This window comes from Pseudomonadaceae bacterium SI-3, assembly GCA_004010935.1.
In the GTDB taxonomy this organism is placed as follows: domain Bacteria; phylum Pseudomonadota; class Gammaproteobacteria; order Pseudomonadales; family Pseudomonadaceae; genus Stutzerimonas.
This window is the reverse complement of record CP026511.1, coordinates 2230902-2250048: the sequence shown is the minus strand read 5'-3', so window position 1 is coordinate 2250048 and position 19147 is coordinate 2230902. Positions and strand designations below refer to the sequence as shown.

General features: G+C 57.7%; 16 protein-coding genes, 3 tRNA genes and 2 pseudogenes. 8 read left to right on the top strand and 13 right to left on the bottom strand.

Annotated features, from left to right (window positions below; genetic code table 11):
* The first annotated feature begins 10 nt into the window (after positions 1 to 10).
* From C1896_10685 to C1896_10670, 4 genes are all read left to right on the top strand, one after another.
* On the top strand, positions 11 to 1477 hold the full coding sequence (locus C1896_10685) for a virulence factor (protein ID AZZ45326.1): 1467 nt from the start codon (positions 11 to 13) through the stop codon (positions 1475 to 1477).
* Positions 1478 to 1587: 110 nt separating this feature from the next.
* Complete coding sequence (locus C1896_10680; GenBank protein AZZ45325.1) at positions 1588 to 1992, top strand: hypothetical protein; 405 nt, start codon at positions 1588 to 1590, stop codon at positions 1990 to 1992.
* Positions 1986 to 2678 (top strand): hypothetical protein, encoded by a 693-nt coding sequence (locus tag C1896_10675; protein AZZ45324.1) that lies wholly within the window; start codon positions 1986 to 1988, stop codon positions 2676 to 2678. The genes C1896_10680 and C1896_10675 overlap by 7 nt, the downstream gene beginning before the upstream one ends.
* A 227-nt stretch (positions 2679 to 2905) precedes the next feature.
* On the top strand, positions 2906 to 3871 hold the full coding sequence (locus C1896_10670) for an XshC-Cox1 family protein (protein ID AZZ45323.1): 966 nt from the start codon (positions 2906 to 2908) through the stop codon (positions 3869 to 3871).
* Positions 3872 to 4607: 736 nt separating this feature from the next.
* On the opposite strand, the gene C1896_10665 is transcribed toward C1896_10670, so the two are convergent.
* Positions 4608 to 4934 carry a hypothetical protein gene (locus C1896_10665; GenBank protein ID AZZ45322.1) on the bottom strand — a complete coding sequence of 109 codons (327 nt, stop codon included), beginning with the start codon at positions 4932 to 4934 and terminating at the stop codon, positions 4608 to 4610.
* Between the two features lie 401 nt (positions 4935 to 5335).
* Between C1896_10665 and C1896_10660 the strand changes: the two are divergent.
* Positions 5336 to 5434: pseudogene (locus C1896_10660) on the top strand (PIN domain nuclease).
* A 215-nt stretch (positions 5435 to 5649) separates the two neighbouring features.
* A complete protein-coding gene (locus C1896_10655) occupies positions 5650 to 6147 on the top strand; it encodes a hypothetical protein (protein AZZ47620.1) in 498 nt (165 codons plus the stop codon).
* Positions 6148 to 6375: 228 nt separating this feature from the next.
* On the opposite strand, the gene C1896_10650 is transcribed toward C1896_10655, so the two are convergent.
* From C1896_10650 to C1896_10625, 6 genes and pseudogenes are all read right to left on the bottom strand, one after another.
* Positions 6376 to 7383 carry a class A beta-lactamase gene (locus tag C1896_10650; GenBank protein AZZ45321.1) on the bottom strand — a complete coding sequence of 336 codons (1008 nt, stop codon included), beginning with the start codon at positions 7381 to 7383 and terminating at the stop codon, positions 6376 to 6378.
* Between the two features lie 307 nt (positions 7384 to 7690).
* Positions 7691 to 8548 carry a 2-methylisocitrate lyase gene (locus C1896_10645; protein AZZ47619.1) on the bottom strand — a complete coding sequence of 286 codons (858 nt, stop codon included), beginning with the start codon at positions 8546 to 8548 and terminating at the stop codon, positions 7691 to 7693.
* 9 nt (positions 8549 to 8557) lie between these two features.
* Positions 8558 to 8801 (bottom strand): annotated as a pseudogene (locus tag C1896_10640) (DNA polymerase V subunit UmuC).
* A gap of 718 nt (positions 8802 to 9519) precedes the next feature.
* A tRNA-Leu gene (locus tag C1896_10635) sits at positions 9520 to 9604 on the bottom strand.
* A gap of 46 nt (positions 9605 to 9650) precedes the next feature.
* A tRNA-His gene (locus C1896_10630) sits at positions 9651 to 9726 on the bottom strand.
* Positions 9727 to 9755: 29 nt separating this feature from the next.
* Positions 9756 to 9832: transfer RNA gene (locus C1896_10625), tRNA-Arg, on the bottom strand.
* 272 nt (positions 9833 to 10104) lie between these two features.
* On the opposite strand from C1896_10625, the gene C1896_10620 reads away from it, so the two are divergent.
* Entirely contained in the window at positions 10105 to 10959 is an 855-nt protein-coding gene (locus C1896_10620) for a bifunctional methylenetetrahydrofolate dehydrogenase/methenyltetrahydrofolate cyclohydrolase FolD (protein AZZ45320.1), read from the top strand.
* Positions 10960 to 11034: 75 nt separating this feature from the next.
* On the opposite strand, the gene C1896_10615 is transcribed toward C1896_10620, so the two are convergent.
* Genes C1896_10615 through C1896_10590 form a run of 6 tightly spaced genes read right to left on the bottom strand, consistent with a single transcriptional unit; the run spans position 11035 to position 16963 of the window.
* The gene (locus tag C1896_10615) at positions 11035 to 12774 is read right to left on the bottom strand and encodes an ABC transporter substrate-binding protein (protein AZZ45319.1); all 1740 of its coding nucleotides are present in this window, start codon (positions 12772 to 12774) and stop codon (positions 11035 to 11037) included.
* A 42-nt stretch (positions 12775 to 12816) separates the two neighbouring features.
* Positions 12817 to 13089: a hypothetical protein gene (locus C1896_10610; protein AZZ45318.1), complete on the bottom strand. Its 273-nt coding sequence runs from the start codon at positions 13087 to 13089 to the stop codon at positions 12817 to 12819.
* Between the two features lie 9 nt (positions 13090 to 13098).
* Entirely contained in the window at positions 13099 to 13899 is an 801-nt protein-coding gene (locus C1896_10605) for a carbohydrate ABC transporter permease (protein AZZ45317.1), read from the bottom strand.
* A gap of 13 nt (positions 13900 to 13912) precedes the next feature.
* Positions 13913 to 14776, bottom strand: coding sequence for a sugar ABC transporter permease (locus C1896_10600; protein ID AZZ45316.1), 864 nt, complete (start codon positions 14774 to 14776; stop codon positions 13913 to 13915).
* Positions 14773 to 15870 (bottom strand): ABC transporter ATP-binding protein, encoded by a 1098-nt coding sequence (locus C1896_10595; protein AZZ45315.1) that lies wholly within the window; start codon positions 15868 to 15870, stop codon positions 14773 to 14775. Before C1896_10595 ends, C1896_10600 begins: the two co-directional genes overlap by 4 nt.
* Before the next feature lie 10 nt (positions 15871 to 15880).
* A complete protein-coding gene (locus tag C1896_10590; GenBank protein AZZ45314.1) occupies positions 15881 to 16963 on the bottom strand; it encodes an ABC transporter ATP-binding protein in 1083 nt (360 codons plus the stop codon).
* Between the two features lie 219 nt (positions 16964 to 17182).
* Between C1896_10590 and C1896_10585 the strand changes: the two genes are divergently transcribed.
* Positions 17183 to 19054 carry a sigma-54-dependent Fis family transcriptional regulator gene (locus tag C1896_10585; GenBank protein ID AZZ45313.1) on the top strand — a complete coding sequence of 624 codons (1872 nt, stop codon included), beginning with the start codon at positions 17183 to 17185 and terminating at the stop codon, positions 19052 to 19054.
* Positions 19055 to 19147: the final 93 nt, after the last annotated feature.

Genomic DNA, 19147 nt, shown 5'->3' with positions numbered 1-19147 from the left:
GGATCAAGGAATGAACGCATCACTGGTCATCCTGGCGCTAACCGTCGCCAGTTTTCTATTGGGTTTTCTACGCGACCTGTTCATCGCCAAGTCCTTCGGACTGAGCTGGGAAGCGGACCTGATATTCGTCGCATTGATCCTGCCGATGTTTTTCGAGAACTTCCTCGGCCTCGCCCTGCGCGACGCGATGATTCCGTACCTGCAAAAGCTGCGCAGCCAATCCGAAGCCCTGTTTGAAGCCGTCAGCCGCTGGCTTTATTGGCGGGTCATGCTCATGGGCGCAGCTGTGAGTGCCCTCGCCATCATTGCAAGCTATTGGCTTCTGAACATGCTGGCGCCCGGCTGGACGGACGCTCAGGTTGCCGCCGGCCAGATCGTATTCTGCGTAGGGGCGGTACTGGTCGCCGTTCAGGCGGTTTTGTATTGCCAGGGTGCACTGCTCAACATGGATGAGGTATTCATCCTGCCGATGACACGGACGGTGCTGCTCAACGCTGGCGCGATCGTCGGCATCCTGCTGTTCCAACCCACCGGGATGGTGATTTTCATTGGCATGCTGCTGCCCCAGCTGGCGTTGATTCTGGTCCAGCACCGGCGTATCGCGTACCTGCGCGGAGGCAACAAAGTCGAGACGAAGGGGCATGCAGGTGGCTTCGGTCTCGCGTTCGCACCGGTACTGCTAGCGGCTGGCGCGCAACAAGCCTGCATTCTTGCTGAGCGAATGTTCGCCTCCTACCTGGAGGAAGGCAGCATCACGATGCTGTCGTTTGCGTTTCGCATCGTCACCATACCGCTCACGCTTTACGCCTTGTCCGTGCTCTCGGTGCTCTTCCCCCGCTTCGTCTCGAGCTGGAATGATGGCGACCTCAGCGGCCATGCTGCTGTTATCCGCAAGGGATTGCTGGCGACGCTGCTGTTCCTGGTTCCGGCGTCCGTCGTGCTCTGTTCATTCCCGCAACCGGTGGTCTCGGTGCTACTGGAGCGGGGCCAGTTCGGCGCAACGCAAACCGATGCCACGGCCTCGTTGGTGGTTCTGTATGCCCTCGGTCTCCCTGCGATGGGCTTAGCGCTGCTATGGGGACGCGCGCTCTTAGCGCAGCATCAATCACGGTTATTTCTGGTGATCATGCTGGTCAGTTCCGCATTTACGATCGGCCTCGATGCGCTGCTCTACGGTCCATATGGCGCCGAAGGCCTGGCAGTATCGTTCTCTGCCGGCGTGACCTTGCAGGCGCTTTTCATGGGGCTATACGTTTATCGCGCGTCGCCGGCCGGCCTGGCTCCAGGTGTTCTCGGGCGCTGGATCGCCACAGCCGTCACTGTTGCGACGGCGCTGCACTGGTTACCCTCACCGCAAGGGCTGTTGCAGTTGTGTCTGTATATCGGGCTGGTGCTCTGTGCTTTCGCAATAGGTGTACTGCTGCTCGGCGAGCGGGATCTATTTAAGCCGGCCTATTGGTCTATGAAAAAGGCGTGACGGCTAATTCTGCGGAACCGTTGAACGGCTAGCTAGCCACTAACTTCTGTCTCTGCAGATGCAAACTATGCTAACTTTGCATCTACAGATTCAAAGTGAGCATATTAGCCATGGCAGCAGTTCTTCAAGCACAGGCGTTAACGAAAGATCAATGCGCAACCGGTCTCAAGGCTGCGGTAAATATCTTGGAAAGATGGCAGGCAACCACCGATCAAGCCTGCAACATTCTGCGCATTTCACGGAGCACGCATGCCCGAGCAAAGTCGGGTGACGCCTCTTGGTCGGTCAGCCTCGATCCGGACCAGATGCAACGCATCAGTTTCGTTCTTAATATTCATGCCGCGCTCCGGCTGATCTTCGACAATCCGGAAAACGTGTACGGGTTCGCGGCAATGGCCAACCACAACGAATTCTTTAACGGGCGTTCCCCATTGGAAATCATGGCCCAAGGCGACATGATTTCCTTATATGAATCGTTCCGTCGCATCGATAGCCTGCGAGGCGCGCAGTGGTGAACCCGGGCCAGCTACCGGACCTGGTTGATGCCCAACGGCAGGCCTATCGGCTAGTCAACTCCAAGTTTCCGCCCATCGCCTTGTTCGATGATGTCGCCGATGCCGACGAGTTTGAAACGCTCTACCAACTACAAGCGCTGACCAATCCGCGGCTCCGAAACGAAACTGGACGTTTGGAGCTGATCTCGCGGTCTGAAATACCCTTCGGCATACCAGGCTGCTCATACGCTACTGCGCCGTTTACCCACGTGAACCCAGCTGGATCGCGGTTCAGTGACGGTAGCTATGGGGTACTTTATCTGGCCAGCACGATGGACACCGCGCTTGCCGAAGTTCGCCATCACCAGAACCGCTATTGGTCGAACGTGCCTGGGCTGAGCTATGAACGCTTTGTTTTTCGAGGCTTGTCGTGCCGCTTCAACGAGGCCGGAATGCTCGATGCAACGTCAATTCCGATGACCGATCCGCTCTACGACCCGGACGACTATACGAGTAGCCATCGCTTTGGGCGCCTGCTGAAAAAAAACCGGACACCCGGTTTGCGCTACCACTCCGTGCGCAAGGCGGGCCAACACTGCTGGGCACTGATGACCCCAAAGCCCGTGATTTCGATCATCCAAAGCGAGCATTACGAGATGGTCTGGAACGGTGGCATTTCGAGTGTCAGCTCGATAAGCGCTATCTGAACATCGCCAGCTAGCCATCGCTCAAATAAGTGCAGGCCAAGCGGTTGCTCTCAGGAGGTAATTTCACGCTCCTGGAGCAAAAGAGCAAAGCCACTCGCTTGCCCGTAACGCCCTCCCCCTAGGCTCAGCCACGATCCGCTCCCCAAACTCCTTGCAGCAGAACGCCTTTCGGGCTGGTCCGATCCATAACGGCGGCTGAGTCTCGCCGAATCGCCAGAGGGACGGATATGCAACACCTTGATCTGCAAGTAATCGATCAGGCGCTTCAATGGGTAGCGGACGAACATGAGGTATGGTTTTGCACCGTATTGTCGACTTATGGATCGGCGCCGCGAGCCCCCGGTGCGCTGCTAGTAGCCCGGGCCAATGGCGCTCATGTGGGCTCGTTGTCCGGCGGATGCGTCGAGGAAGAGTTCCTCGACAGCCTGGCGCAGGGCGAACTGCAAGCACCCGCGCAGATCGTTCGCTACGGCGAAACCGATGACGACCGGCGTCGCCTACGGTTGCCCTGCGGCGGCATCCTGCAGGTGCTGGTGGAGCACCACAGACCGACCCCCACATGGCACTCCCATCTACGCACGCTACAGGCGACCCTGCTAGGCCAACAGCGCTTGCTGCGGCGAGTAGATCTGACGTCCGGCGCTGCCGACCTACTGCCGGACCACGGCGGTGAGCAGACCTGCCTTAAGGGTGAACAAGTGGATATTCGTATCGGCCCCGCGCTTCGGCTTCTACTTGCAGGGGTATCCCCCGTCGCACAGGCGTGCGCCAGCTTTGCCCGAGCGCTTGGCTGCGAAGTAATTGCCTGTGACCCGCGCGAGGAAATGCAGGGCACGCTGATTGAAGGCATCGAAGTGCAGCCAGTGTTGCCGTCGGTATTTATTGCGTCCGGCGCGTGTCACGAAGCCACCGCCGTGGTCGCACTGACCCATGATCCACGTATTGATGACCTCGCACTGATGGAAGCGGTACGAACCCCCGCGTTTTATATCGGCGCCATGGGTTCGCGCCAGACCTCTGCCAAGCGGGCCGAGCGATTGCAGCGCGTCGGTGGGCTCGACGAAAAACAAATCGAGCGCATCCACATGCCCATCGGACTGGACCTCGGCAGCAAGACGCCGGCTGAGATCGCCCTTTCAGTGATGGCTGACGTGCTGCGCGTCTACCGAGGCAAAACGCGGGAAGCGCTTTAAACGCGCAAATTAATGCTGCAAGCCCCGCCGCGTTTGGGTTCGGAGTGTTATCCACAAAAGCTGTGGATAACACTGTGAACATAGTCTGAATTACTCGGCCAAATGCCCGTCTGATGCGGGCTACGAACAGATCGACGAGTTTTTGCTCATAACTTTTTAGTTCTTTAGATTCAATAACTTAAGATATTTACTCGAAACAAACGAAACGGCTTGATATGACAAATGCTACAGCGAGGCCTCAATGTGCATAACAATTTCTTGTCAACCATTTTTTAAGACAGATTCGTCGCCAATTCACTAGACAAATCAAATTTGCCGTTCTATGTGCGATGGCTTGTAATAGTCCTATGATTTGCAAGATGTAGCCGTAAAGACTTCCCCCCAGATGAGGTCAGAGACCGATCGGCACGCTTGCACAAGAGGCATCGCGGCTCCCAATTGAGAACTCGCTCACCCTTGTTATTTGGTCGCTTGGCACTGCGCTGGCCTATGATGGCCTTGCAATGTTCAACCTCTCTCCAGAACCGACCATTGCTTCCCCGCGCTTCCTGGCGCGGTTTTTTTTGGCCATCGCGTAGGGCCTGGCGGGTTTGCGAGCAAACCCCAATTCATCTTGGCTACAGCTTTAGACACAGTACGCGACCGTTCGCAAACCCCGCATCAGGACAATGCGTTGCGCTGTCCTAGCGATGCCTTCAGTTAGGTGAGCGGCGACCGCAGCCGCCGTCTTGTTCAGTTAGATATAGACTTGGCGAGCGGCGCCGCAGGGAAGACGATTTCGACCCGGTAACTGCGCCAGTCGTTGATGCCATTCGGCACGGGGCGATATCGATGGCGTTGGCGTTGCGTGCTCGGCGATCGCTTTAGCATGCTTCGCGCTCTTTGCAGCGGCCCTGAGTTCGGCGAGGCTTGGGCTTTTGCGCACAGGTTCACTGGCGCTTCTTTCAAGGGTGCGAAGACAAAGTTTGCATGAAACCTTGGTTGAATCGTGAGTACTGGTCAGGTTCGATCCGATGCGTCCGCATGCCACAGCTCCTTCGGACACGGAGTGATGAATGGCCAATGTGTTGTCTCCTGCTTTTTGGGGCGCGGGATTCTACATGGTCATCTTTTACTAATCGGATTTTTTTGGTTGAGGCCGCCGCTCGGATCCGGCTATTCAAACGTGCCGCAAGCAAGGTTCCAAGTGAGCATCATCGTCAAGCTACTGCTAGGTGCTGGCGAACGGGATCAGCTAACTGTGTCGTTCCTTGGATTCACGAGTACCATCCGATACGAATGACCAACCACCTCTAAAGAAAGCTTAAGTTCTGTTGGCTTTAAAAACCGATCCGTTGATATTGGATTTCAAGGTGCGTCTTTTCGCCAGTTCTTCGTGGAATTGGCGTCAGCTAGATAAAGCTTCTAAAGATATCTCCTGTGGGCTCGTGCCGAGCCCGCGTCAGAGCACTGCTGGACGCCGACTACCGGGAGTTGCCAATGACAGGGCAACATTGCATCGCAGCGGCCGCCCTTCCGCCCATACACAAAGATCCATTTGATCGAATGCTGATCGGGCAAGCGCTTTCAGCCGCACGCGTGAAACTCATCATTTCCGCAACGCGGGCGCAAAACCAAATAACCCTCGAGCTACAGAAAAGCGCTGACTCACCCGTTTGGACGCTTGGATTGCGAAAGCTTGTCTTCTTCGCCGACGAACCTAGTCCAGACTCGGTACAATTTGCGTCCAATTACGCTGGGCCATGAAGATGGCTGTATCGAACAAGGAACTCACCACGATGGCGTCTCCTAAAAAGCAGCAAAAGCGCGCCCAGCGGGCTAAGGTCAAGGCCCAGCAGAACCGTTCGGGGACGGGGAAGGTTAATCTCCCGCATCCGTTGCTGGCCAATCCGTTGATCAATGAGCCGTTCGATGATGTCGAGATCGACCTGAGCACATTCGACTTCAAAGACATTGAAGAGAACGGTTTTGACCCGGGCCAATTTGACGATCTGTTCCAAGCCATGAAAGCCGCCGAAGGCATCAGCCTGCTAGCAATGTGCCTCGTGTTCCTGCAATACCCGGTGCTGGAGTTGGTGGTCGCCGAGGAAGCGGAAGACGCTGCCGTCGACTTCATGATGGGCTTGTTGATTGTCTATCGCGGGATATTTCACGGTGAGGACGAAGACACAGCATTGAACTGGGTTGGAGGCGACGCCTTCCAGAGCGCCTACAACGAAGCATCCGTAATTCTGCAGAAGAAGAACGCTCGGCGCACTTCGGCAACCCGGGACTAGCCGCGCACGCCACCTCCTTACCCCATTCTTTTAAAGCCTCGCGATCACCGTGGCCGCAACGCCGAACGCCGCTGCAGCCAATAGCGGCACTTGGACCGGTGCGAGGCCTGATACATAGAAGGCTCTACCAAGGCGACAGCAGTAGTTCTCGCCGGGGCCCCTCGCCGCTCCTAACAGAACAGCCATACATAGACTGGACCATGAACGACGCGATGCTCATAAGGACGGTCAGTGTCGCTGCGTTGATGAATGCTGTTTTAAGGATTTAAGGTCTGTAACGAGCGCGGCGCCGACTTCAGCGATGGCCGCGTCGCGCTCCTCCAGCGTCAGAGTCGTTCCGGTCAGATAGACAGCCACTATTACCGGTTCAGAGGTCGGGGCGTTGCTCCCCTGAGGCCAGATCACGGCGATGACACCGCGTGAACCATAGCCACCCGACCCAGTGCGATCGGCAATTTTCCAGCTCTCTGGGAGACTCGCGCGCAGTAAGGGGCCGCCAACTTTGTTGTTAATCAACCAAGCTTTCAGTTGCTCACGGGAGTGAGTGGAGAGACTGTCACCCAACAGCAGTGTCTCCAAGCTTCTTGCGGCAGCCATCGGAGTCGTAGTGTCACGTTCCTCGCCAGGACCGACATCGTTAAGCTCTGGCTCATAGCGGTCTAGACGGGTTACCGCATCCCCAATGGATCGCATGAAAGTCGTGAACCCCTGCGGTCCTCCGGTGTTGCGAAGAATGAGGTTTGCAGCCGTGTTATCGCTCATCGAAGTTGTTGCGCTACACAAATCAAAAAGGGACATGCCGCTTCTGCCGACACGATCCTTGGTAATAGGCGAATAGCTCTGAAGATCCGTTTCATCGAAACGAACGCGCGTATCGAGCTTGATCTCATCTCTATCAGCCAGAGCAAGTAGGTGGCCGCACGAAAACGCCTTGAAGGTGCTGGCAATTGGAAAACGCTCGTCGCCTCGATGGCTCCAAGACTGTCCGCTCTCCAGGGCAGTGACGCTGACTCCGATGTGGCCGCCGGTGCGCGCTTCAATCGAGGCCACGGTCTCCCTAAGCGCAGAGCCAAATCCGAACGAGGATGCCGAAATCGCCTGGTTAGAGCTCACGAGAACAGCGGCTCCCAAAGCCAGCGAAAGTGCGTGGCGTCGCAGGCGCCTCTTGGTTATGTATTTAGTGTTCAAGCTATTCTTCCTAAGCGCCACGGCAGGCAGGTGGACGACAAGGCACATTCGCGACGCCTTATGACTAGACAACCCTGGGAGCACTAACGCCTCCGGCGGCCCTTCGGGAGCTCGGCGAGGCCAGGGATGATAGGAGCAAAACGCTCCTCTGATCCTTAGCGAAGAGTATTGGTACAGCGGTGGGTTCAAGGGTTCGCTCTGCCCGTACCTCCGTTCGCCGGACAGGTGAAGCGCTTGTCCGACGAGCCTGGGGTGCGGCCCTTGACCTACGCATCGACACCGACGTCATTGCCGACCTGAAACACTGATATCAGGTTCTCGTTACCCTTCCTGCGTCATCGACTGGTCGCTCCCGTCAGCGGTGTCGTTCATCACATCTCTTTGCTGGAGCAGCGCCCCGGAACACTTCGTCGAGCTCACTACCGGTAGGTGAACTTGGAAACGCATCGAACCGGCCATGTTTCAGCGCTTGGGCCGCGCTGTAAAAGCCGCTCCATGCGGCGCGCGCCAGCGCGCCGCCTACACTGATTCGTCTGACGCCCATGGCTGACAGTTCTTTAACCGTCAGGTCACTGTTCCAGCCAATTAGTACGTTGACCGGCTTGGGCGCCACGGCCAAGACGACCGCAGCGATGTCGTCACGCGTCTTGATCCCGGGTGCGTAAAGGCAGTCGGCACCGGCTTCGGCGTAGGCCTGCAGCCGCTTGATGGTGTCCGGCAGATCGGGACGGCCAACGAAAAAGTTTTCCGCACGAGCGACCAGGAGCGTCTTGGAGCCGCTTGCATCAATAGCATCCCGTGCCGCACAGACACGTTCGACCGCCTCCTGCATATTCCTGACAGGTGCGTACGGATCCCCTGTCGAATCCTCGATGGAAAAGCCTGCAACGCCGGTCACCACCGCAAGCTGTGCGCTTTCGAACACCTCACGGGATGATTGGCCGAACCCGTCTTCAAAATCTGCATTGATAGGCAGATCAGTGGCCTCAACGATGCTCCGCATATAGTCCAGCACAGCGTCGCGCTGCATAGAGCCGTCGGGCTTTGCGCAGGACCAGGCATGGCCGGAGCTGGTCGTCGCCAGTGCCTTGAACCCCATGCCGGCGAGCAGTTGCGCGCTGCCTGCATCCCACGGATTAGGAAGCACAAAGCACCCGGACTCATGCAGCGTCCAGAACGCTTCGCACTTCTGTTCGACGGTAAGTTTGGCCATAACAGCTACCTCTCTTTGCGTTTCTAGCACCACCGAGAACTGTCTACGCAGCGACGCCGGTCATACTGCGCGAGGTCCCAAGTCGTCTTGATACCCAAGGGCTCCAACTGAGCCGTCAACCGCCGGCCGACACCCGTACCTTATCCACTTCGGTGAATATAAGCAGCTTGTCTCGTCGTGCCGGGTCGCGCAGGTCGATGACGCCGCCTGATCCGCCCTGGGTTTTTGCCGCCCAATTGGCAAGCGCTATGGACATGCCTCCATTCCTACTCACACTTCCATCTAAACCCGCGTCTGGTTGTCATGCGAGGACGCCGTTTTCGTGCGATATGGATCGGTCGTTTCCATGGGTAACCCAATCGTGCTCATGGACCGTTTTGCATTGGCTTCGACCACGGAGTTCAGTTTTCCTCGACGCGTCGACAGTAGAGACGCGATAGGCAGAGAACGGCCAAAAGCGGCCTTAACGGGAGCCGTCATGTGCCAGCAATTTTGGGACTGAGGAACTCTTTTACCTCTTCAGACAGGCGTGCCTACGACCGCTTTCAGATGCGGGGCTAAAAGGGCTTGAGCGCGGGCATTTGGATCCTCAGGGGCTATGGCAATGCGCTGGTAGAGTCCGTCGCAGATGATGACCTTCTCAACTGACGGCCGCCTCTTCAGCGCCCTTATACCCACCCTGGGTACGCCACAGGGCACTGCGCGGATGGGCGAGAAAGGCCAGCCCATCTCCCTCGGCGACTGTGTACGCCTTCTCCTTGGGCTTAGCTTGGACGTATCGCCGTATCGGTGAGAGCCACGGGTACATCTCCCGAACTGGAACTCGTGATGGACGCATTTTTGTACCCAGAGGATCGCGTTCGTACGGACTTTTATGAGGTGCCCTGAGAAAACGACAGGCACAAAAAAGCCCCATCTAAGGGGCTTTCAGGGATTTTCCAAACCTCGTAAGAGGTCAGGAAATCATGTGATGGTGCGGACGGAGAGACTCGAACTCTCACACCTTGCGGCGCCAGAACCTAAATCTGGTGTGTCTACCAATTTCACCACGTCCGCAAACTTCTAAACGAAAACGCCAGGCTGCGCCTGGCGTTTCGGAATATGGGGTGGACGATGGGGTTCGAACCCACGACCGCAGGAGCCACAATCCTGTGCTCTACCAACTGAGCTACGCCCACCATATTGCATTTGCTTGTACCAACCGGAATGGCGCACCCGGCAGGACTCGAACCTGCGACCATCCGCTTAGAAGGCGGATGCTCTATCCAACTGAGCTACGGGCGCTTTTATCTGCATTCGATCAGAGCGCAGACTTCAAGCTCCGGCCAGTGAAGGGGGTTGCCCCTCAAAAGCCGTCTTACCCAGCAGCAAGCTGTGCTCGACAAGCGGGGCGAATCTTAATGGCCTGCCTTCACATCGTCAACAGCAAAACCAAAAAAATTTCAGCCTGGTAAAGGAGTTACGGGAATCCTCCCCCGTGTCGCCTTTGCCGAACGGTGCCGTCGTGCGAGAATGCGCGTCCTTTTTCAGTCCTTCTCGATGGTTAACCACGCGTCATGACCGCAAAACTGATCGACGGTAAACAGATCGCTGCCAATGTCCGCCAGCAAATCGCGGGCCGAGTTGCCGAGCGATCCAAGCAAGGTTTACGAGTACCTGGCCTGGCAGTGATTCTCGTGGGCATGGACCCGGCCTCTCAGGTCTATGTGGCGCACAAGCGCAAGGATTGCGAGGAGGTGGGGTTCAAGTCCACCGCTCATGACCTGCCCGCTTCAACCAGCCAGGATGAACTGCTGGGATTGATCGATCAGCTTAATGACGACCCGTCGATTGACGGCATTCTCGTGCAGCTACCATTGCCTAAGCACCTGGATGCATCGCAACTGCTCGAACGTATTCGCCCCGACAAGGATGTGGATGGTTTCCATCCCTACAACATTGGCCGTCTCGCTCAGCGTATGCCGCTGCTCCGCCCCTGTACGCCGAAAGGCATCATGGCATTGCTCGATAGCACTGGCGTCGATCTGCATGGACTAAACGCGGTTGTGGTGGGTGCGTCCAACATCGTCGGCAGGCCCATGGCGCTTGAGTTATTGCTGGCAGGCTGCACGACCACTGTCACCCATCGCTTTACTCATGATCTGGCCGACCACGTCAAACGTGCCGATCTGATCGTGGTCGCGACAGGTATAACCGGTCTGGTCAAAGGTGACTGGATAAAGGAAGGCGCCATCGTGATCGACGTGGGCATCAATCGCCAAGCCGACGGCAAGCTCGTCGGTGATGTCGAGTTCGATGTCGCCGTGCAACGCGCTAGCTGGATTACGCCAGTGCCAGGCGGTGTGGGTCCGATGACCCGGGCTTGTCTACTGGAAAACACGTTGCATGCCGCTGAACATCTGCACGGTTAAGCTACGCAGCGACAAAGGCAAACAACACGCAAAACGGCACCCTCGGGTGCCGTTTTGTTTACCCGGTACAGCCCACTACCTCTTCTGCTCCCAAGACTTGATCAGTTCGTCATAGTTGACGGTCTGCCCCTGAGGCTTTTCATCTTGCAGTTTGGGCTTCGGCGCCCCAGGTTGGCTCAGCCAATACTCGGGATCCCGCGGCTCGTTCAACTTCGGTCCGCACTTAGGCTGCACGTTAGCTCGTTCCAGCCGCGCCATCATGGTGTCTTGCGCTTCGGCAAGCCCGTCCAGAGCCTCCTGAGGGGTCTTGTCACCACTGGCTGCTTCGGCGATGTACTGCCACCAGAGCTGAGCGAGACGCGGATAATCCGGCACATTGGTCCCGGTCGGCGTCCATTGCACTCGCGCGGGGCTGCGGTAAAACTCCACCAGACCACCCAGTTTTGGCGCAGCCTCGGTCATGGCGTCTGAGTTGATATCCGACTCACGGATCGGGGTAAGCCCCACCAGGGTCTTTTTCAGCGACACGGTTTTCGCCACGGTGAACTGCGCGTAGAGCCATGCAGCCAGACGGCGCTGCTCCGGAGTCGAGTTGAGGAAGGTCCAGGATCCTGCATCCTGATAGCCGAGCTTCATGCCCTCCTCCCAATATGGCCCCTTCGGCGACGGCGCCATCCGCCACTTCGGCGTGCCGTCCTCATTCACCACCGGCAGACCCGGCTTGGTCATGTCGGCCGTGAATGCGGTGTACCAGAAAATCTGCTGAGCAATGTTGCCTTGCGCCGGCACCGGGCCCGCCTCGGAAAAGGTCATGCCTTGGGCTTCGCGCGGGGCGTATTCGCGCATCCAGTCGACATATTTTTGTGTCGCATAGACCGCAGCTGGACCGTTTGTGGCACCGCCGCGTGACACGCTCGAGCCAACCGGGTGGCAGTCCTCAACACGAATTCCCCACTCATCTACCGGCAAACCGTTTGGAAGCCCTTTGTCGCCGGCGCCCGCCATGGAGAACCAAGCATCGGTGAAGCGCCAGCCAAGCGACGGGTCCTTCTTGCCGTAGTCCATGTGGCCATAAACGCGCTGCCCATCGATCTCCTTGACGTGCTTGCTGAAGAACTCGGCAATGTCTTCATAAGCAGACCAATTCACTGGCACACCAAGCTCATACCCGTAGCGCTCTTTGAACTGCTTTTTCAGTTCAGGCCGCTCGAACCAGTCGGCGCGAAACCAATAGAGGTTGGCGAACTGCTGCACTGGCAACTGATAGAGCTTGCCGTCCGGGCCCGTGGTGAAAGAAATCCCGATGAAATCATCCAGATCAAGTGTTGGCAGCGTGTAGTCCTTGGCTTCACCTTCGATCATGTCGCTGATCGCAACTGCTTTGCCGTAACGGAAGTGCGTGCCGATCAGATCAGAGTCGTTGATATACCCATCGTAGATGTTCTTGCCCGACTGCATCTGGGTCTGCAGCTTCTCTACAACATCCCCTTCCTGCATCAAGTCGTGACGCAGCTTGATGCCGGTGATCTCGCTAAACGCAAGCGCCAAGGTCTTGGACTCATATTCGTGCGTCGTGATGGTTTCCGAAGCAACGTTGATTTCCATGCCACGGAACGGCTCGGCGGCTTTGATGAACCAGCGCAGCTCTTCCATCTGCTGCTCAGGCGTAAGGGTCGACGGGTTGAATTCTGATTCGATCCATTTCTTCGCCGCGTCTTCATAGGCGTCGGCCCAGGCCGATCCAGAAATGCCGGACAACGTCAGCAAGGCCGCGAGCGCCATGCCATGTCGGGTGTTGTTTTTATTCTCGGACATAAACACCTCCTTTGGGTTTTTCGGAGGGGTGAGCCGAAAGGCTCAACCCCAGCGCATCACTGCAAACAACCAGACGAGAGACAGCGCGGACGCTATCCAGATGCTCCAGTCGGTCAGCCCTATCAGCAACAGATGCCAATAGGCGCTGCCCAGAAGTCCAATGAACAGCCGATCGCCACGAGTGGTAACGATAGGCAGGATGCCCTTGCGCGGCACGCAGGGTCGCCTCAGTTCCCAGGCGCTCATCAGCGCCAGCAGTACACCGATGACGGCGAAGAAAGCCGCGGTCGGCCCGGTCCATGCCATCCAGCTCATGAGCGACTCCTATACGCGCCCAAGGGCGAAGCCCTTGGCGACATGATTACGGACGAACCAGATCACCAGCATGCCGGGCAGAATAGTCAGCACACCGGCGGCGGCCAGAACGCCCCAGTCGATTCCCGATGCCGAGACGGTTCGTGTCATCACCGAAACGATCGGCTTGGCGTCAACCGAAGTCAGCGTGCGCGCCAGCAGCAGTTCGACCCAGGAAAACATGAAGCAGAAGAACGCAGTAACGCCGATGCCCGAACCGATCAGCGGGATGAAAAGCTTTACGAAGAACTTCGGAAAGCTGTAACCGTCGATGTACGCCGTTTCATCGATCTCCTTGGGCACACCGGACATGAATCCCTCAAGGATCCAGACAGCCAAAGGCACATTGAACAGGCAGTGAGCGAGCGCCACAGCGATGTGCGTGTCGAACAACCCAATTGATGAGTAAAGCTGAAAGAACGGCAGCAGAAAGACGGCGGGTGGCGCCATCCGATTGGTCAGCAACCAGAAGAACAGGTGCTTGTCCCCGAGAAAACGAAATCGGGAGAAGGCATAGGCCGCCGGCAACGCCACGGTTAGCGAGATGATCGTGTTCAGGCACACGTAGTACAGTGAATTGATGTAACCGCTGTACCAGCTTCGATCGGTGAAGATGACCTTGTAGTTAGCCAGCGTAAGGTCGCGAGGCCAGAGCGTCAGCCCGCCGAGGATCTCGGTATTGCTCTTGAATGACATGTTTATGAGCCAGTAGATCGGCACCATCAGAAACGCGATGTAGAGGATCAATACCACTCGCTTGCGCAGGTTCATCAGCGGCCCCCTTTCATTTCTGGTCGCCGTGAGTCATGGCGGTATAGAACAGCCAGGACACCAGCAGGATGATCAGGAAGTAGATCAGCGAGAACGCCGCTGCCGGGCCGAGATCGAACTGTCCGACCGCCATCTTGGTGAGCGTCTGGCTGAGGAACGTCGTTGCGTTGCCCGGTCCACCGCCGGTGAGCACGAAGGGCTCGGTATAGATCATGAAGCTGTCCATGAAGCGCAGCATCACGGCGATCAGCAGCACGCTTTTCAGCTTCGGCAACTGGATGTAGCGGAACACCGCCCAGGCGGACGCCCTGTCGATACGAGCCGCCTGGTAGTACGCATCCGGAATGGCCCTTAGACCCGAGTAGCAGAGCAGCGCAACCAAGGACGTCCAATGCCAGACGTCCATCACCAGCACCGTCAGCCAGGCGTCCCGAGTGTTGGAGGCGTAGTTGTAGCTGATGCCCAGCTCGCGGAGCCCGTAACCCAGCAGGCCGATATCGGCACGCCCGAAGATCTGCCAGATGGTCCCGACTACGTTCCATGGGATCAGCAGGGGAATCGCCATCACGATCAGGCACAGCGACGCCCAGCGGCCACGGGTCGGCATCGCCAGCGCAACCGCAATTCCGAGCGGGATCTCGATCAACAGTACGCAGCCCGAAAAGATGAACTGCCGCAGCAGTGAGTCGTGCAGCCGAGGATCGTTGAGTATCTGCCGATACCAATCCGCGCCAACGAAGAATCGCGTTGAAGAATCGAAGATGTCCTGCACCGAGTAATTCACTACGGTCATCATCGGCAGGATGGCACTGAAAGCCACCAGCAGGAAAACCGGCAGGACCAGCCACCACGCGCGGTTGTCATGCGTCTTGGTCATGGCAGCACCTCAACCAGCCGATCATCGGCATAGAGCATCAGCCACTGTGCCGGGAAGCCCACCCAGGCCTGGCCTTTCGGCACCGCTTGATCCTCAGGCAGACGCGCCTTGATCAGATGCCCTTGCAGACGAAGCGTAAGAATCTTGTATGTACCCAGGTCCTCGACTCGCACGGCCTCGGCCTGCATCCCACCGGCACCCGGCTCCTCGCTGACCTGAACGAACTCAGGTCGGATGCCAATCTGCAAGCGACTCGATGCTAATTCCGGCAGTCGTGCAGCCAGCACACCCGGTAGCGGCAGATGCAGATCACCGAAACCGACCCCGCTTTCTCGGGCATCCACCTCGATCAGATTCATCCCCGGGCTGCCCACGAAATAACCAACAAAGGTGTGTTGTGGCCGCTCGAACAACTCACGCGGCGTGCCGAACTGGACGATCTGCCCGCCGTACATCACCGCAATCTTGTCAGCGAAGGTCGAAGCCTCGAGCTGGTCGTGGGTGACGTAGATCATGGTGATGTTGAACTGCTCATGGATCTGCTTGAGTTTGCGTCGAAGCTTCCACTTCAAATGCGGGTCGATGACTGTGAGTGGCTCGTCGAATAGGATCGCCGACACGTCGTCTCGGACCAGCCCGCGCCCCATTGAGACCTTCTGCTTTTCATCGGCAGTCAGGTTGTGGGCCTTTCGTTTGAGCAGCGGATGGAGGTCGAGCACCTCGGCAATTTCGTGAACCTTGCTTGTGATTCGCGCCTCGGCGATGCCTTGGTTGCGCAGCGGGAAGGCCAGATTGTCGAAGACGGTCATGGTGTCGTAGACGACCGGAAACTGAAAAACCTGCGCGATGTTGCGCTGCTCCGGCGTTAGCGTGTTCACCTTGCGTGTGTCGAACAGCACCTCTCCCTCTGACGGGCTGAGCAACCCCGAGATAATGTTGAGCAAGGTGGACTTGCCGCACCCAGACGGCCCCAACAGCGCGTAAGCGCCGCCCTGTTCCCACACGTGGTCCATCTCACGGATCGCATAGTCAGCAGCGCCCTGGGGTTGGCTGTTATAGCTGTGAGCAAGATTCTGCAAACGGATTTCTGCCATAACGATTTCCTCAGGCACGTCGAGCCGGTGCCTGGGCCAGACGGCCCGAAGCATCGAAAACGAATAACTTGTGAGTCGGGATGTAGACGCGGATGGGCGAGTCGACGAGGTAGTCGTGAACCCCTTGCAGGTGCAGCACCAAGCTGAGGTGCTCGTTCCGCACATGGAGAAAGGTTTCAGAACCGCTGATTTCTGCCAGCTCGACAGTGCCAGACACTTCCAAATCATCATCGTTGGAAGGCACCAGCCCGATATGACTGGGGCGGATCCCGAAGCGATACTCGCCTTTGTCCAGCCCGCTCAGATCGGTGTTAAGCGGGAAATGCATGCAGTCTTGAAAACTGACCTCGTTCGCCGCGATTCGCCCTGGCAACAAGTTGATCGGCGGCTCGGAGAACAGTTCGGCACTGAGCACCTGGCTGGGACGGTGATACACCTCCGACGTCGGCCCGCTCTGAATCACCCGACCTTCATGCAATACGGTTGCTGTTCCGCCTAGCGCCAAAGCCTCGTTCGGCTCCGTGGTCGCATATACGGCGATGCTGCGGCGAGTTTTAAACAGCTCACGCATTTCCTGGCGGAGCTCTTCGCGCAATTTGTAATCGAGGTTCACCAGCGGCTCGTCAAACAGGACCAGATCGGCGTCCTTTACCAACGCCCTGGCCATTGCAGTACGTTGCTGCTGCCCCCCGGAGAGTTCCAGCGGGTGTTTCTTCAGGAAGGCTTCGATGTGCAGCATCTCGGCGGTTTCGCGCACCTTGCGCTCGATCTCGGCTTTACTGAATCCGGCCTGTCGCAACGGTGAAGCGATGTTCTCGTACACGGTCAACGTCGGATAGTTGATGAACTGCTGGTACACCATCGACACGTTGCGCTTGCGCACCGGAACCCCGGTTACGTCGGCGCCGTTCATTAAGATTCGCCCCCGAGTCGGCTTGTCGAGCCCCGCCATGAGTCGCATCAACGAGGTCTTGCCCGACAGGGTTCGACCGATCAGCACATTGAACGAGCCAGGTTCGAAAATGACGCTGGCGTCGTCGATATGCAGCTGGCCATCGACAGTTTTAGTGACGTGTTCCAGGGTGAGGGACATGCCGCATCCTTCTAGTTGTTATGGAAGGATTCAGAGCGATATCCATGCCAGCTAAGCTAAACCGCTCTAGCCCGTGGCGCTTTGTGCAGGCCGCTGTTGTTAAGTGTTCAAAATGAACAGTTGTGAACATTGACAGTGAACAAAAATGAACAAGACTGTTCATGGCACCGACGGTGACAAACACAAAACAACAAGAACGTACCGCGACAGAGAGGCGACATGGCCAACCCAGCCCAGCCCATCTCACACCAGGCTTTGGTAGAAGGCTCGTGGAGCCGTTGCGAACGCTACGGACTACACCCGCTCAGCATCCCCAGCTTTGGCGACCCAGCGGAGAGAGACGTCAATGCCCTGCTGGAACGTCAGCGAAACCTGGTCCAGACCACGCAGCGTGAAGTGCTGCCTTATTACGAGAACATCCTTTCGAATTCGAGCTGCCTGATTCTGCTTGCCGACAGCGGCGGACAGTTGCTTGAGTCCTGGGGTGACAGGCGCTTCGTCGACCCCGCGCAGCAACGCGGATTCAAGCCGGGCGCCAGCTGGATGGAGCGAGATACTGGAACCAATGCGATCGGCACCGCACTGGCCAGCGGGCAAGCCGTGCATATCCAACGGGACGAGCACTTCCTCCAGGCCAACCGATATCTGTCCGGCGCGGCGTCGCCCATTTACGACGCCCAACGACAGCTGATCGCGGTGCTCGACGTGTCCAGCGACAGCTACCTCCCGCCATCGCACACGCTGGGCATGGTCAAGATGATGAGCCAGTCGGTTGAAAACAGGCTGATCTTGAATCTGTTCCGCGATGATTATTTCCAGCTGACGTTCAATACCGGCCAGGACAATCTTGATAGTCAGTGGGCCGGTCTATTGGTCTTCGACGAATCGGGGCTGATCGTTTCAGCCAATCGACGTGCAGACAATTTGCTGGGCTTGGCGCTTACTCGTAGCCGCATCGACCGGCTGTTCGACGTCCCGCTGCGGCAGCTGCTCAGCCAGCCCGAGGACCAGCCGATGCTGCTGCGGACAGCGGGCAATCATCGCTTTCATGGCCTTGTTCGACGCCCGCAGAAGCCGCGTATTCAGGCCCGTGATTTTCGGACACCGGATAGCCGACCGGAACACGCCATCGACCTAGCACGCATCGATCAGGGAGACCCGCAGGTTCATAAGGTGATTCGCCAGGCTCAGCTCATGCTCGAAAAAGACATTCCGATTCTGGTGAACGGCGAAACGGGTGTCGGAAAGGAAGTGCTGGTCAAAGCATTGCATGCGGCCAGTTCACGGGCGAACGCCCCGCTGATAGCCGTGAATTGCGCAGCGATTCCCAGCGAGCTGATCGAGTCGGAACTCTTCGGCTACGAAAAAGGTGCATTCACCGGCGCGCACCAGAAAGGCAGCCTGGGCCTGATCCGCAAGGCAGATGGTGGTGTGCTGTTCCTCGATGAAATCGGCGATATGCCGCTGAGCTTGCAGGCGCGTCTATTGCGTGTCCTGCAGGAACGCAGCGTCCAGCCGCTGGGCGGCGGTGAGCCCTACCCAGTCGACTTTCGATTGATCTGCGCAACTAACCGTTCGCTACGCCAGGAGGTCGAAAAGGGTCGCTTTCGTCAGGATTTGTTCTACCGGGTCAGCGGCCTCGGCGTTGAATTGCCCCCCCTCCGCGCGCGTTATGACAAGCACGCCCTTTTCCAGCGGGTATGGGAACAGCACCGCGAACCACAGCAGTGGGCCGGTCTCAGTCCCGACGTGCTGCGCCTGTTCGACAGCCACCCTTGGCCGGGGAACATACGTCAGCTGAGCAGCGTTGTGCAGGTCGCGCTAGCGCTGGCCCAGGACCAACCGATCCGAGTGGAACATTTACCAGATGATTTCCTTGCCGATGCGGACGTAAGGCTGACGGCTCAAGGTAGAACCGGGGCCTCCGCCTCGACAAGCGAAACAGTGCCGTTCCCAATGCTTGCGAATGAGCCTCTGCGTGCTCAGTTCGAAGCCTGTCGCGGCAACGTTTCGCACTTGGCCCGCCATCTCGGCGTGAGCCGCAACACCTTGTACAAGCGTTTGCGCGCCGAAGGGTTGTACCCGACATAAGCGCGTTGGTCAGCCAGGCTTCCCAGGTAGGTTAACGAGTTGATAGGCCGTGGATCCGCGCCTACTGGCCAGCAGGCTGTGCAGATGGTTGTC

What these genes read in the sequence shown, in the direction of transcription:
- C1896_10655 (AZZ47620.1), top strand. Translation starts at nt 5,650, where the DNA reads ATGGCGTCTCCTAAAAAGCAGCAAAAGCGCGCCCAGCGGGCTAAGGTC.
- C1896_10605 (AZZ45317.1), bottom strand. Translation starts at nt 13,899, where the DNA reads ATGAACCTGCGCAAGCGAGTGGTATTGATCCTCTACATCGCGTTTCTG.
- C1896_10620 (AZZ45320.1), top strand. Translation starts at nt 10,105, where the DNA reads ATGACCGCAAAACTGATCGACGGTAAACAGATCGCTGCCAATGTCCGC.
- C1896_10610 (AZZ45318.1), bottom strand. Translation starts at nt 13,089, where the DNA reads ATGAGCTGGATGGCATGGACCGGGCCGACCGCGGCTTTCTTCGCCGTC.
- C1896_10645 (AZZ47619.1), bottom strand. Translation starts at nt 8,548, where the DNA reads ATGGCCAAACTTACCGTCGAACAGAAGTGCGAAGCGTTCTGGACGCTG.
- C1896_10585 (AZZ45313.1), top strand. Translation starts at nt 17,183, where the DNA reads ATGGCCAACCCAGCCCAGCCCATCTCACACCAGGCTTTGGTAGAAGGC.
- C1896_10595 (AZZ45315.1), bottom strand. Translation starts at nt 15,870, where the DNA reads ATGGCAGAAATCCGTTTGCAGAATCTTGCTCACAGCTATAACAGCCAA.
- C1896_10670 (AZZ45323.1), top strand. Translation starts at nt 2,906, where the DNA reads ATGCAACACCTTGATCTGCAAGTAATCGATCAGGCGCTTCAATGGGTA.
- C1896_10615 (AZZ45319.1), bottom strand. Translation starts at nt 12,774, where the DNA reads ATGTCCGAGAATAAAAACAACACCCGACATGGCATGGCGCTCGCGGCC.
- C1896_10685 (AZZ45326.1), top strand. Translation starts at nt 11, where the DNA reads ATGAACGCATCACTGGTCATCCTGGCGCTAACCGTCGCCAGTTTTCTA.
- C1896_10680 (AZZ45325.1), top strand. Translation starts at nt 1,588, where the DNA reads ATGGCAGCAGTTCTTCAAGCACAGGCGTTAACGAAAGATCAATGCGCA.
- C1896_10590 (AZZ45314.1), bottom strand. Translation starts at nt 16,963, where the DNA reads ATGTCCCTCACCCTGGAACACGTCACTAAAACTGTCGATGGCCAGCTG.
- C1896_10600 (AZZ45316.1), bottom strand. Translation starts at nt 14,776, where the DNA reads ATGACCAAGACGCATGACAACCGCGCGTGGTGGCTGGTCCTGCCGGTT.
- C1896_10650 (AZZ45321.1), bottom strand. Translation starts at nt 7,383, where the DNA reads ATGTGCCTTGTCGTCCACCTGCCTGCCGTGGCGCTTAGGAAGAATAGC.